This window comes from Streptomyces sp. NBC_00203, from assembly GCF_045206325.1.
GTDB classification, from domain to species: Bacteria; Actinomycetota; Actinomycetes; order Streptomycetales; family Streptomycetaceae; genus Streptomyces; species Streptomyces lutosisoli.
In genome coordinates, this window is the sequence record NZ_CP108126.1 from 2785873 (window position 1) to 2798917 (window position 13045).

The window sequence follows — 13045 nt, forward strand, 5'->3', positions numbered from 1 at the left end:
GAGGCCGAGCCGTACGTACGCGCCGCGCACGCGAGGAGACACCGGAAAAGCGCCGGGTCTCCGGGGGATAACAGTCCAGCAGGGAGAGCCTCGCCTCCCGCTTCGCGTCACTTTAGTCCACGGTGTCTCGCGGTCAATCAACCGGCATGCGCGTCGCGCGGCCCACTCCCGATGAAGCCGCAAATCCGCGGTAATCACCCTTATGGGCGCGCCGACACCGCCCGTGTGGGTTACCTCACAACAAGCCACGATGACGTTCTTTGTCCCCTCTCACAGCAGGACTCCTCTGCCTGTGACCAGTAACGTCATAGCTATGACGACTTCTGCATCCGTTCCCACCGAACCCGAAGGCGCCATAGCCACCGACGGCACCATCACCGACCGTCTCGTCGATGCGAACCAGCAGTACGCCGCCGCGTTCACCGACCCCGGGATGGATGCCCGTCCCGTGCTGCACGTCGCGGTGGTCGCGTGCATGGACGCCCGGCTCGACCTGCACGCCGCGCTCGGCCTGGAGCTGGGCGACTGCCACACCATCCGCAACGCGGGCGGTGTCGTCACCGACGACGTGATCCGCTCCCTCACGATCAGCCAGCGGGCGCTCGGCACCCGCAGTGTGGTCCTCATCCACCACACCGGCTGCGGCCTGGAGTCCCTCACCGAGGACTTCCGGCACGACCTGGAGATGGAGGTCGGCCAGCGCCCCGCCTGGGCGGTCGAGGCCTTCCGGGACGTCGAGCAGGACGTACGGCAGTCGATGCAGCGTGTGCGCACCTCCCCGTTCCTGCTGCACACCGATGACGTACGCGGCTTCGTCTTCGACGTCACCACCGGTCTGATGCGCGAGATCGACCCCACCTGACCGGCTCCGCCGGACCCCCGGTCGGCACCCCTCGGCACCTCGTGGGACTCTCTCTTCACGAAAGAACCCCGGCCTTCCGGCGCCCAAAGAGCCGTAAGACCTGACATATCGCGGCCAGTTATCCACAGGCGAGTGACACGAACCGGTAACGGCAACAAGAATGCGGGTGTGGCGTCACGCGGAACTTTCCGCGCGTGGTGTCCGTGTTTCGGGGTGGGCCGGTCCGCACAGGGCGTCGGCCCGGGAAAGGGCCGAGGAGGGCCGGGTGACGACCTATGACGATCGAGCGAGCCTTACGGATCTGACCGCCACTGTGGAGCGTGTCCGCAGTTCGGTGGAAGGAGTGATCGAAGGCAAGCCTGAGGTCGTACGGCTTTCGCTGACCGTGCTGCTCGCCGAGGGACATCTTCTGATCGAGGATGTTCCGGGCGTCGGCAAGACCATGCTGGCCAAAGCGCTGGCCAAGTCCATCGACTGCTCGGTGCGACGCATTCAGTTCACGCCCGACCTGCTGCCCTCGGACATCACGGGTGTGTCCATCTGGGATCAGCAGCGCCGGGACTTCGAGTTCAAACCGGGCGCGATCTTCGCCCAGATAGTGATCGGCGACGAGATCAACCGCGCCTCGCCCAAGACGCAGTCCGCGCTCCTGGAGTCGATGGAGGAGCGCCAGGTCACCATCGACGGGCAGACCTACGAACTGCCCAGCCCCTTCATGGTGGTGGCCACGCAGAACCCGGTCGAGATGGAGGGCACCTACCCGCTGCCCGAGGCCCAGCGCGACCGCTTCATGGCCCGCGTCTCCATCGGCTACCCCAGCGCGGACGCCGAGTTGCAGATGCTGGACATACACGGCGGGGTGAACCCGCTGGACGACCTCCAGCCGGTGGCGCACGCGCACGAGATCGTGAAGCTGATCGACGCGGTCCGCACGGTCCATGTCGCCGACCCGGTGCGCCGCTACGCGGTGGACCTGGTCGCGGCCACGCGCACGCACCCCGACCTCAGACTCGGCGCCTCGCCGCGTGCCACGCTGCACCTGCTGCGCGCGGCGAAGGCGTCCGCCGCCCTGAGCGGCCGGGAGTACGCGCTGCCGGACGACATCCAGGCGCTCGCCGTAGCGGTCCTGGCCCACCGCCTGCTGCCCACGGCCCAGGCCCAGTTGAACCGCCGCACGGCCGAGCAGGTCGTCCAGGAGATCCTGCAGCGCACCCCCGTTCCTGCGGCTCCCCAGCAGCAGTCCGGCTTCACGATGGGCCGCGGTACGCCCGCGTACGGCCAGCAGCCGCCCCGGAGGCTCTGATGACGCAAGCGGGCACGGGGCAGACCGCCGAGGAGGACAAGGGCGGGCTGCGCACCGCGCTCGCCGGGCTCACCACGCGCGGGCGCTCCTTCCTGGCCGCCGGAGTCGCCGCCGCGATCTGCGCGTACGTCCTGGGGCAGAGCGATCTGCTCCGGGTCGGCCTGCTCCTCTCGGTCCTGCCGCTGGTCTGCGCGACCGTGCTGTACCGCACCCGCTACCGGGTCGCGGGCAGCCGCAGGCTCTCCCCCGCGCGCGTGCCCGCCGGTTCCGAGGCCCGCGTCCATCTGCGGATGGACAACGTCTCGCGGCTGCCCACCGGACTGCTGATGCTCCAGGACCGGGTTCCGTACGTGCTCGGTCCGCGGCCCCGCTTCGTCCTGGACCGGGTGGAGGCCGGCGGACGGCGCGAGGTGTCCTACCGGGTGCGCTCGGACCTGCGCGGCCGCTACCCGCTCGGACCGCTGCAACTGCGGCTCACCGACCCCTTCGGCATGTGCGAGCTGACCCGCTCCTTCTCGACGTACGACACCCTGACGGTCATCCCGCGCGTGGAGGCGCTGCCGCCGGTGCGGCTGACCGGCGAGGCGAAGGGGTACGGCGACGGACGGCAGCGCTCGCTGGCACTGGCGGGCGAGGACGACATCATCCCGCGCGGGTACCGCTACGGAGACGACCTGCGCCGGGTGCACTGGCGCCTGACCGCGCGCTACGGCGAGTTGATGGTCCGTCGCGAGGAGCAGCCCCAGCGCTCCCGCTGCACGGTGCTGCTCGACACCCGGGGCATCGCCTTCCAGGGCGCGGGCCCCGACTCGGCCTTCGAGTGGGCCGTATCGGGCACGGCGTCGACGCTGGTGCACATGCTCGAACGAGGCTTTTCGGTACGGCTGTTGACCGATACCGGCAACTCGGTACCCGGCGAGGGCGCCGACGGTTTCGCGGGCGCCAGCCAGGAGTCGGCGGACGCGGCCGGGATGATGATGGACACGCTCGCGGTCATCGACCACTCGGACGGCACCGGGCTCTCCCGGGCGTACGACGTGCTGCGCGGCGGAAACGAGGGGCTGCTGATCGCCTTCCTCGGCGATCTGGACGACGAGCAGGCGACGGTGCTCGGCAAGATGCGCCAGCGCAGCGGCGGGGCCGTCGCCTTCCTGCTGGACAGTGAGACCTGGGTGCGGGAACCGACCGATGTCCCCGGCCCGTTGGACCAGAGCGAGGATCGACTGCGCATGCTGCGCGAGGCGGGCTGGACCGCCGTGACGGTGCCGCGGGGGGCGGGGATCGCCGACCTGTGGCGGGAGGCCGACCGACAGCGCACGCACGTCGCGTCGACGGGGAGTACGGCGGGGGGCGACGGCTCATGAGCGGGCGTGCACGACTGTCACTGTGCGCGGCGGCGGCCACGCTGATGGCTGCCTGCGCCTTGCTGCCGCTGGTCGACCCGGCGACCTGGATCTTCCAGGCGGCGTTCCTGCTGGCGGTGCAGACCGGTGTGGGCGCGCTGACCCGGCGGGTTCCGCTGGCCCGGCCGCTGACCGTGGCGGTGCAGGCGCTGGTGACGCTGATGATGCTCACGCTGGCCTTCGCCCGGCAGCAGGCCCTCGCCGGGATCGTCCCGGGGCCCGAGGTCTTCCACAAGTTCGGCGTGCTGCTTCAGGAGGGCGCCGACGACGTCGGGCGGTACTCGATTCCGGCGCCGCTGCACGACGGCATCCGGCTGATGCTGATCGGCGGCGTCCTGGTGATCGGGCTCGCGGTGGACGCGCTCGCGGTGACGTACCGCAGCGCGGCACCCGCCGGACTGCCGCTGCTCGCGCTGTACTCGGTCGCCGCGGGGCTCTCCGGCGGCAGCGCCGCATGGCTGTGGTTCCTGCTCGCGGCCGCCGGCTATCTGATGCTGCTGCTGGCCGAGGGCCGCGACCGGCTCTCGCAATGGGGCCGCGTCTTCGGCGGGGCGCCCCGCACACCGGGCCCCGACTCGGCAATCGGCGCCGTCGCGCCGGTCCGCACCGGGCGGCGCATCGGCGCGGTCGCGCTGGGCATCGCCCTGGTGGTGCCGCTCGGCCTGCCCTCACTCGACGGCGGCCTGCTGGACGGCGCGGGGACGGGCGTGGGGACGGGCTCCGGGGGCGGCGGCACGATCTCCGCGGTGAACCCGCTGGTCTCGCTCCGCGACAGTCTGAACGTGGACGAGGACCGCACGGTCATGACGTACCGCACCAACACCGACGACACCCAGGACCTCTATCTGCGGATCGTCTCCCTGGACGACTTCGACGGCACGGCCTGGAAGCCCGCCCAACGGCGCATCCAGGACGTCCCGGACACCTTCCCGACGCCGGTCGGCCTCGGGAACGACATCCAGCGGGCCTCGATCCAGACCCGTATCTCGGCGGCCGACTGGTACGCGCAGGACTGGCTCCCGATGCCGTACCCGGCCAGCAAGGTCGACATCAAGGGCAGTTGGCGGTACGAGCCCGTGGGGCGCACCCTCGTCGGGGACCACGGCCAGAACACCCGCGGCTTGCAGTACGAGGTCACGAGCCTGGTCGTGCAGCCGACGGCGGCGCAGCTCGCGAGCGCTCCCGAGCCGTCGGCGGCGATGAAGCGCGAGTTCACCAAGGTGCCGGAGTCGTTGCCCGCGGTGGTGGCGAACACCGCGCGGAAGGTCACCGAGGGCTCGGACAACCACTACGAGCAGGCGGTCAAGCTCCAGGACTACTTCGCCGTCAGCGGCAACTTCCGCTACGACACCCAGGTGCAGGTCGGCAGCGGCTCCGCCGCGATCGCGCGGTTCCTGAAGGAGAAGGAGGGCTTCTGCGTCCACTTCTCCTTCGCGATGGCCGCGATGGCCCGGACGCTGGGGATACCGGCCCGTGTGGCGGTGGGCTTCACGCCCGGCTCCCCGCAGGCGGACGGTTCGATGTCGGTGGGGCTGCGCGACGCGCACGCCTGGCCCGAGCTGTACTTCGAGGGAGTGGGCTGGACCCGCTTCGAGCCGACCCCGAACCGGGGCACGGTGCCGGAGTACACCCAGACGGACACCCCCGGCAGCAGCGTGCCGGCCGTTCCGAAGCCCACGCTGTCCTCGTCCGCGGCGCCTTCCAGCGCCCCGTCGGCGAGCGAGAGCTGCACGGCGCAGCAGCGCAAGCTGGAGGCGTGCCCGAGCCAGTCCGCTGCGGCGGCGGCGAGCTCCCACGACGACAGCTGGCCGTGGTTCAAGATCCTGGGGCTGACCTTGGCGGGCCTCCTGGTTCTGGCGGTGCCGCTGCTGCCGATGCTCTGGCGGATGCGGATACGGGCCGTACGGCTCGGCGGGCACGGCCGCACCGAGGCGGACGCGGCGGCGTACACGCTGGGCGCCTGGCAGGAGGTGACCGATACGGCGTGGGACCACGGGATCGCGCCGGACGAATCGCAGACGCCACGCAAGGCCGCCGCGCGGATCGTCCGTCTCGGGGGCCTCGATCCGACGGCGTCGGACGCGGTGCACCGGCTGGCGGCAGCCGTGGAACAGGTTCTCTACGCCCCGCATCCCCGACCGGTGGCAGGCCTCGCGGACGACGCGCGCCGCATCGCGGAAGCCCTGCGCACCTCGGCGAGCCGCCCTGCCCGCCTCCGCGCCCTTCTCGCGCCCCGCTCAGCCATCCGTGTGGTCTGGGCGGCCTCGGCCCGCCGGGTGAGCCTGACGGCCCGTCTCGCGGCCCGCAGGGAGACCCTGCTGCGCCGCCCTTCGGGTCAGAACAGCTGACGGTCACGGACACATGTGGCGCCACCCCGTCCGGGGTGGCGCCACATGTGCGCCCGGGTCTGCCGCGGTGCGTGCGGATTCCCTCGGTACTGTCGCAAGTCCGGCAGCCACTACCGCTGGTGCGCCGACCTGTGCGCCGCCGCCGTGCCGGGCTCCTGGGCGGGTTCAGGGCGTGCGTGAGGGGGTGTCCACCACCTGGGTGGACACCCCCTCACGTGCGTCTCTTCGTCCGCGGCGCCCGGAGGGCTAGTGACCCTGTTCGTCGCGGCGGCGCTGCCAGCGTTCTTCGATGCGGTGCATCAGGGAACGGCGCTGCCGACCCTGGCGGCGAGTAGCGGGTGTGCCCGGCGCTGCCGGCTGTTCACCCGGTTTGGGGGCCTTGCGCCAACCGGTGACGGCAAGTACCGCGCAGCCCAGCATGACGAGGAAGCCCACCACGCTGAGCCAGATCTGTACTGCGACCATTCCGGCCATGAGGAGCGCGATACCCACCAGAAAGCCCGCGACCGCCTGGTAGACCCGTCGCCGGGTGTACGTACGCAGCCCGCTTCCCTCAAGCGCTGTCGCGAACTTGGGATCTTCGGCGTACAGCGCTCGCTCCATCTGCTCGAGCATTCGCTGCTCGTGCTCCGAGAGCGGCACGGAGTCCTCCTCATCGTGCAGTCGCCGGGGCGACCGGGGGTCCCCTTCAGGATAGGCAGGGAATCGCCCCCGTGAAACCCGCCCCTCTACGCCAATTCGCCAACCGGAACCCGCCATGGCGCCCCGATCCGCTGAGGCGTGCATTCCCCAGCGAACGGTCCGTCATGCCGGACGGTCTCCCTCGATCATACGGCGCCGAGCACCCGATCGGAGGATCTGTGGCGTACTCCATCTGCCGCCAAGCCCCTGATCAGCGGCGCGCCCCTCTTCGGCCTCGTTCGCCTCCGGGGCGCTCGGGCACGGGAGACGACTCAGTCCTCGGCCGTCCCCTGCGCCTCACCGAGCACATGGAGCTGGGTCGCCACGGAGTGGAACGCGGCGAGCTCGGCCGCCGCCGCCTCCAGCTTCAGCAGTGCCTCCAGGGCCCCGGGCTCGGTGTCCACGAGGACTCCCGGCACCAGGTCCGCGAAGACCCGCACGCCGTGCACGGCGCCGACGCGCAGGCCCGCGCCCTCGACCAGGGCGGTGAGCTGTCCGGCGGTGAAGCGGTGCGGTACGGGATCACCCTCGCCCCAGCGTCCGTCCGGGTCATCGAGCGCCTGCCTGGCCTCCTTGAAGTGCCCGGCGAGGGCACGGGCCAGCACGGCTCCGCCGAGGCCGGCGGCGAGCAGGCTGAGGACACCCTCGGGGCGCAGCGCGTCCACCACGTTGCGCACGCCCTCGGCCGGGTCGTCCACGTACTCCAGGACGCCGTGGCACAGCACCGCGTCATAGCCACCGCGCTCGACCACGTCGAAGAGGCCGTGCGCATCGCCCTGGACGCCCTGTACACGGTCGGCGACGCCGGCCTCGGCGGCGCGGCGCTCGAGCGCGAACAGCGCGTTCGGACTGGGGTCGACGACGGTGACACGGTGGCCGAGGCGGGCCACAGGCACGGCGAAGTTGCCGCTGCCGCCTCCGGTGTCGAGTACGTCGAGGGACTCCCGCCCGGTGGCCTTGACCCGGCGGTCCAGGGCGTCCTTGAGGACCTCCCAGACCACGGCGGTACGGAGAGAAGCGCGGGGGCGCATCGGGTCCGACACGGCAGTTGACTCCTCGGCGCGGCACCGCCTCTTGCAGGGCGGAGCGATCTTTGTGGCCTCCCGGTGAGGAGGCTGCAGGCGCCTCCACCCTATTGCCTCCGCCGTCGTGGCCGATCCTCCGTCTCACGCGGCGGATCGCGTGCTGAACGGCCGAGGGTCCGCACGGCCGTTTCTCGGCCGCGGTGCCGGTCAGCCCGCGTCCGGGATCTCGCGGTCTCCTTCCTGTCGGGGCTGGGGAAGCACGGGTTGCAGCACCAGCATCCGTTCGACGAGGCGCAGGAACATCGCCACGTCGCGTATCAGGTCGTCGGCGTCGCGGCTGCGGGCCGCGCCCTGGATGCCCGCCTCGGCGCGGGCGCGACGGGTGGCGCCGGAGGCGAACAGGGCGCTCCACTCGGTGAGTTCGGGCGCGATTTCGGGGAGCACTTCCCAGGCGCTGCGGATACGGGCCCTGCGGCGGGGCGTGGTCTCCGGGCGGCCCCGGGCGGCGAGGACGGCGGCGGCGGTGCGCAGGGCGGCCAAGTGGGCCGTCGCGTACCGCTCGTTGGGCGTTTCCAGGGCCGTCGCCTCTTCGAGTCCGGCGCGGGCCTGGGCGAGCAGATCGAGGGCGGCGGGCGGGGCCGTGGCCCGGCGCAGCACGGGGTGCACGTCGCTCGCCGGGCCGGTCAGTGAGGGGGCAGGGCCGGTGGCGCGGCGCCGGTGGGCGGCGGCTGCGGAAGAGCTGGCCATGACGAACCTCCTGTCGTCTGTGTGACGGCACTGTGGCCGTATGTGCCCATCGTGAGGTATGCCACTGACAATCCGTTCTGACCTGGCCTTTTGCTTCGATCGAAGGTTCGGGATAGTTTTTGCACTGACCAGTCAGTTCAAAAAAGTAGTTCCAGAGGATGGGGAAGCTGTGGACAGTCCGCACGGACTGGGCGTCACGGCCGAGGACTTCGGGCTCAGGGGACCCCGCGGCTGGGCGTTCCGGGGGGTCTGCGTCGACGCGGAGCCCGGCTCGCTGATCGCGATCGAGGGACCCTCCGGGTCCGGCCGTACATGTCTGCTGCTCGCGCTCACGGGCCGGATGAAGCCCACCGAGGGGACGGCTGTCGTGGGCCAGTCGAGGCTGCCGAAGCAGATGGCCGCGGTGCGTCGCGTGAGCGCGCTCGCGCACGTGCCCGGCGTCACCGACCTCGACCCGGCCCTGACCGTCGGGGAGCACCTGAGCGAACGGGCGCTGTTGCAGCGGCGATTCGGCGGCTCCCTGCGGGGGCTGCTGCGGCCAAGGGCTGAGCGGGTCGACGAGGCGAAGCTGCGGATCGACACCGCGCTGGCCGCCGCGGGACTCGACCGGGAGGCCCTGCCCAAGGGGTCCCGGACCGCCGTACGCGATCTGGAGCGGCTGGAAGCGCTGCGGCTGTCCGTGGCGCTGGCTCTCATCGGCCGTCCGCGTCTCCTTGGCGTCGACGACACCGACCTCAAGCTGTCGGACGCCGAACGGGCCGAAGTCTGGGCCCTGTTGAAGTCGCTCACCGAGTCCGGCACCACAGTGGTGGCGGTGTGCAGCGAGGCCCCCGAGGGCGCCACCGTCGTGTCCACCCAGTCCACCCAGTCTGGCGAATGCACCAAATCCGCCCAAGGTAAGGAGACGGCCGATGCGCTCGCCGAGACTGGCCGCGCTTGAGCTCAGGCGCTTCGGCAGGGGCAAGCTCCCGCGTGCCGCGCTGGCCGCCCTCCTGCTGCTGCCCCTGCTGTACGGCGCCCTCTACTTGTGGTCGTTCTGGGACCCGTACGGCCGTCTCGACCGCATCCCCGTGGCGCTGGTGAACGACGACAAGGGTGCTGTGGCCGCGGGCAGGAAGGTCACGGCGGGCGACGACATCACCAAGGGCCTGCGCGACAGCGACACCTTCGAGTGGCACGAGGTGAGTGCCACCGAGGCGCGCCAGGGCGTCGAGGACGGCACGTACTACCTGTCGCTGACCATGCCGGGCGACTTCAGCGAGAGGATCGCCTCCAGCTCCGGGGACGCGCCGGAGACGGGCGCGCTCCAGGTGCGTACGAACGACGCGAACAACTACATCGTCGGGCAGATCTCGCGGACGGTGTTCAGCGAGGTGCGGACAGCCGCTTCCACGAAGGCGTCGCGGTCGTTCCTCGACAAGATCTTCATCTCGTTCTCGGACATCCACGGGGCGACCGAGAAGGCCGCCGAGGGGGCCGACAAGCTCAAGGGCGGGATCGGCAAGGCGAAGAAGGGCTCCAAGGATCTCGCGGACGGCCTGAAGGAGGCCAAGAAGGGCAGCGGGAAGCTCTCCGGGGGCCTGAAGAAGCTCAACAAGGGCGCGGGTGACCTGGAGGACGGTTCGCGGCAGGTCGCGGACGGCACGCAGTCGCTGGCCGACAAGGTCAACGGGGTCGCGGACGAGGTGGGCCCCTTCCTGAAGGACAACGAGAAGTCGATCGGCGACACGGCCCAGCTCGTCGCCGACTCCGCCGCGGGGATCCGCCACAACCTCGACACCCTGGTGGAGACGGCTCCGGCCGCGGCCAAGGGCGCCCACACGGCCTCCACCGCGCTGAACGCCGTCTACAGGGCGCGCTGCGAGACCCTGCCGGTCCCCGACGCCGCCTGTCCCGACCTGAAGAAGGCCAAGGAAGCGGCCGCGGACGTGGCCAAGGTCGCCGACGACGTGAACACGCTGATCGACGACCAGGGCGGCGACCTCGACAAGCTCGACAAGAACCTGGCCACGCTCGAGAAGCAGGCCCAGGCACTGGCCGACCGCTCGCCGCACCTCTCCGAGGACCTCGACGACGCGGTCTCCAAGATCAACAAGCTGAACGCGGGCGCGGAGAAGGTCGCCAAGGGCACCAAGCGGTTGCACACCGGGCTCGGCACCGCCAAGACCGGTGCGACGGACCTCGACACGGGCGTGGGCAAGCTCAAGACGGGCGCCAAAGCTCTCGACGGGGGCCTGTACAAGCTCGTCGGCGGTTCCGGAAAGCTCGCCGGCGGACTGCACGACGGCGCCGACCAGATCCCCGACTACAACAGGACGACCCGCGACCAGCGCACCCAGGTCATGTCCGACCCCGTGCAGCTGGCCTCCAAGGACCTGCACAAGGCGCCCAACTACGGCACCGGGTTCGCCCCGTACTTCATCCCGCTGTCCCTGTGGGTGGGCGCGATGGTGGCGTACATGCTGATCCAGCCGCTCAACCGGCGCGCGCTCGCGGCGGGCGCCTCGGCGTGGCGCATCGCGCTCGCGGGCTGGCTGCCGGTGGCCGCCGTGGGCGTGCTGCAGACGGCGGCCCTGATGTCCGTGCTGCACTGGGCGATCGGCCTGGAGATGGTGCGGGCGGCCGGGACGGTGGGCTTCCTGTTCCTGGTGACGGCGTGCTTCGCGGCGATCGTGCAGTGGCTGAACGCGCGCTTCGGAGCGGCGGGCCGGATCCTCGTCCTCGCCTTCCTGATGCTCCAGCTGACGTCGGCGGGCGGCACGTACCCCGTCCAGACCAGTCCGGGCTTCTTCAACGCGATCCACCCCTTCTTGCCGATGAGTTACGTCGTCGAGGCCCTCAGGAGGCTCATCACGGGCGGCGGCCTCGGCCCGGTCTGGCAGGCCTGCGCCGTCCTGGTGGCCTTCACGGCGGGCGCCCTCGCGCTCACCGCCCTGTCGGCGCGCCGCAAGCAGGTGTGGACCCTCGACCGGCTGCACCCGGAGCTGAGCCTGTGAGCACGCGCACAACCGCTCCTGTGACAATCGGGGCCATGGAAAGCAGCAGCACCACGGCGGGCGGCGGCGGCCGTCGCAAGGCGACCCGGCAGAAGCTCTACGAGGCGGCCGTCACCCTGATCGCCGAACAGGGCTTCTCCGCCACCACGGTGGACGAGATCGCCGAGCGCGCCGGGGTCGCGAAAGGCACGGTCTACTACAACTTCGCCAGCAAATCGGTCCTCTTCGAAGAGCTGCTGCGACACGGCGTGGGACTCCTCACCGCCTCCCTCCGGGAGGCGGCCGAGAAGACGGCGCGGGACGGCGGCAGCAAGGTCGACGCGCTGGACGCGATGATCCGGGCCGGACTCGTCTTCATCGACCGCTACCCGGCCTTCACGCAGCTGTACGTGGCCGAACTGTGGCGCACCAACCGGGCCTGGCAGTCCACGCTGATGGTCGTCCGGCAGGAAGCCGTCGCGGTCGTCGAGGGCGTCCTGCGCGACGGTGTGGCCAACGGCGAGCTCAGCGACGAGATCGACATCCCGCTGACGGCGGCCGCGCTGGTCGGCATGGTCCTGGTGGCCGCCCTGGACTGGCAGGCCTTCCAGCCGGAGCGCTCCCTGGACGACGTCCACGCGGCGCTGTCCCGGCTGCTCCAGGGGCGCGTGAGCGGCAGCCGGTAGCCCCACCGGGCCCTGAGGCCGCCCGGCACACACGAAAGCGCCGGTTCGATGTGGCCGCGTCCCCCGCGGGCCATTCGAACCGGCGCTTCGCCGTGCTCCCCCGTACTCCCCGTGTTCCCCCGTTGGGCCCCCGTTCGGTCGTCCCCCGGGTTCCCCCCGTGCCTCGCTCCCGCCGACCGCGTCGGCGGAAGGAGCGGCCAAGGGCGCGAGATCCGTTCCGCCGCCCCGTGTCGGCGGTACCGGAGCCGCGCCCCTTTCCGTGCCTCCACTCTCCCGTTCGCGCAGGTCGGGCCCATCCGCGCGCGTACTCATCTCACTCCCTAGGTACGCGTACTCAGACCTGCGCACTCATGCCCAGGACGCACCGTTGCCGACTGGTTACGATCGCGTCCGTGTCCGTACTCCCCCTGGTCTTCACCAGCGGCTGGGCCAGCGGCATCAACGCGTACGCGGTGGTGCTGCTCCTCGGCGTCTTCGGCGCGACCGGCCTGAGCGACGACGTCCCGGAGTCCCTCCAGCGCCCTGAGATCCTGGTCACAGCGGGCGTCCTCTTCCTCTGCGAGGCGGTCGCCGACAAGATCCCGTACGTGGACTCGGTGTGGGACTCGGTGCACACCGTGATCCGGCCGGCGGCGGGTGCGTGGGTCGGGGCGCTGCTCGCCGGGCAGAGCGGTTCGCTCTCTGATCTGGCGGCGGGCGCGATCGGCGGTTCGACGGCGCTGGCGAGCCACACGGTCAAGGCCGGGACGCGGATGGCGATCAACACCTCGCCGGAGCCGTTCAGCAACATCTTCATGAGCACCGCCGAGGATCTCGGGGTCGCCGGGATCCTCACCTTCGCGATGTTCCATCCCGAGGCCGCGGCGATCATCGCGGGCGTTCTCCTCCTCGCCGGGCTCGTGGTGCTCTACTTCCTCGTCTCGCGGATCCGGCGCTTTCTGCGTCGCAGGGCACAACGCCGGGAGGAGAGACGGCTGGCGGAACGGGTGGAGCAGCCGCCCGACTGACCGCCGCG

Annotated in this window: 11 protein-coding genes; 8 read left to right on the plus strand and 3 right to left on the minus strand. The window is 71.1% G+C overall.

Going from position 1 to position 13045, the window contains the following annotated elements; genetic code table 11:
* Window positions 1-313: 313 nt before the first annotated feature.
* The 4 genes from OG975_RS12790 to OG975_RS12805 all read left to right on the plus strand — a co-directional run bounded on the left by OG975_RS12790 (window position 314) and on the right by OG975_RS12805 (window position 5916).
* Window positions 314-862 (plus strand): beta-class carbonic anhydrase, encoded by a 549-nt coding sequence (locus OG975_RS12790; RefSeq protein WP_406329230.1) that lies wholly within the window; start codon window positions 314-316, stop codon window positions 860-862.
* Between the two features lie 265 nt (window positions 863-1127).
* On the plus strand, window positions 1128-2165 hold the full coding sequence (locus OG975_RS12795) for a MoxR family ATPase (protein WP_327428052.1): 1038 nt from the start codon (window positions 1128-1130) through the stop codon (window positions 2163-2165).
* The gene (locus OG975_RS12800) at window positions 2165-3529 is read left to right on the plus strand and encodes a DUF58 domain-containing protein (RefSeq protein WP_406329231.1); all 1365 of its coding nucleotides are present in this window, start codon (window positions 2165-2167) and stop codon (window positions 3527-3529) included. Before OG975_RS12795 ends, OG975_RS12800 begins: the two co-directional genes overlap by 1 nt.
* Entirely contained in the window at window positions 3526-5916 is a 2391-nt protein-coding gene (locus OG975_RS12805) for a DUF3488 and DUF4129 domain-containing transglutaminase family protein (protein ID WP_406329232.1), read from the plus strand. Before OG975_RS12800 ends, OG975_RS12805 begins: the two co-directional genes overlap by 4 nt.
* Window positions 5917-6162: 246 nt before the next feature.
* Here OG975_RS12805 and OG975_RS12810 read toward each other — a convergent pair whose 3' ends face one another.
* The 3 genes from OG975_RS12810 to OG975_RS12820 all read right to left on the minus strand — a co-directional run bounded on the left by OG975_RS12810 (window position 6163) and on the right by OG975_RS12820 (window position 8369).
* Entirely contained in the window at window positions 6163-6558 is a 396-nt protein-coding gene (locus OG975_RS12810; RefSeq protein ID WP_330303936.1) for a DUF3040 domain-containing protein, read from the minus strand.
* A gap of 311 nt (window positions 6559-6869) precedes the next feature.
* Window positions 6870-7640 (minus strand): methyltransferase, encoded by a 771-nt coding sequence (locus OG975_RS12815; protein ID WP_406329233.1) that lies wholly within the window; start codon window positions 7638-7640, stop codon window positions 6870-6872.
* A gap of 189 nt (window positions 7641-7829) precedes the next feature.
* Entirely contained in the window at window positions 7830-8369 is a 540-nt protein-coding gene (locus tag OG975_RS12820) for an SAV_6107 family HEPN domain-containing protein (RefSeq protein ID WP_327428057.1), read from the minus strand.
* 169 nt (window positions 8370-8538) lie between these two features.
* On the opposite strand from OG975_RS12820, the gene OG975_RS12825 reads away from it, so the two are divergent.
* From OG975_RS12825 to OG975_RS12840, 4 genes are all read left to right on the plus strand, one after another.
* Window positions 8539-9309, plus strand: coding sequence for an ATP-binding cassette domain-containing protein (locus OG975_RS12825; RefSeq protein ID WP_406329234.1), 771 nt, complete (start codon window positions 8539-8541; stop codon window positions 9307-9309).
* Window positions 9281-11365: a YhgE/Pip family protein gene (locus OG975_RS12830; protein WP_406329235.1), complete on the plus strand. Its 2085-nt coding sequence runs from the start codon at window positions 9281-9283 to the stop codon at window positions 11363-11365. Before OG975_RS12825 ends, OG975_RS12830 begins: the two co-directional genes overlap by 29 nt.
* A gap of 35 nt (window positions 11366-11400) precedes the next feature.
* Complete coding sequence (locus tag OG975_RS12835; RefSeq protein ID WP_406329236.1) at window positions 11401-12030, plus strand: TetR/AcrR family transcriptional regulator; 630 nt, start codon at window positions 11401-11403, stop codon at window positions 12028-12030.
* 392 nt (window positions 12031-12422) lie between these two features.
* Entirely contained in the window at window positions 12423-13037 is a 615-nt protein-coding gene (locus tag OG975_RS12840) for a DUF4126 domain-containing protein (protein WP_406329237.1), read from the plus strand.
* Window positions 13038-13045: the final 8 nt, after the last annotated feature.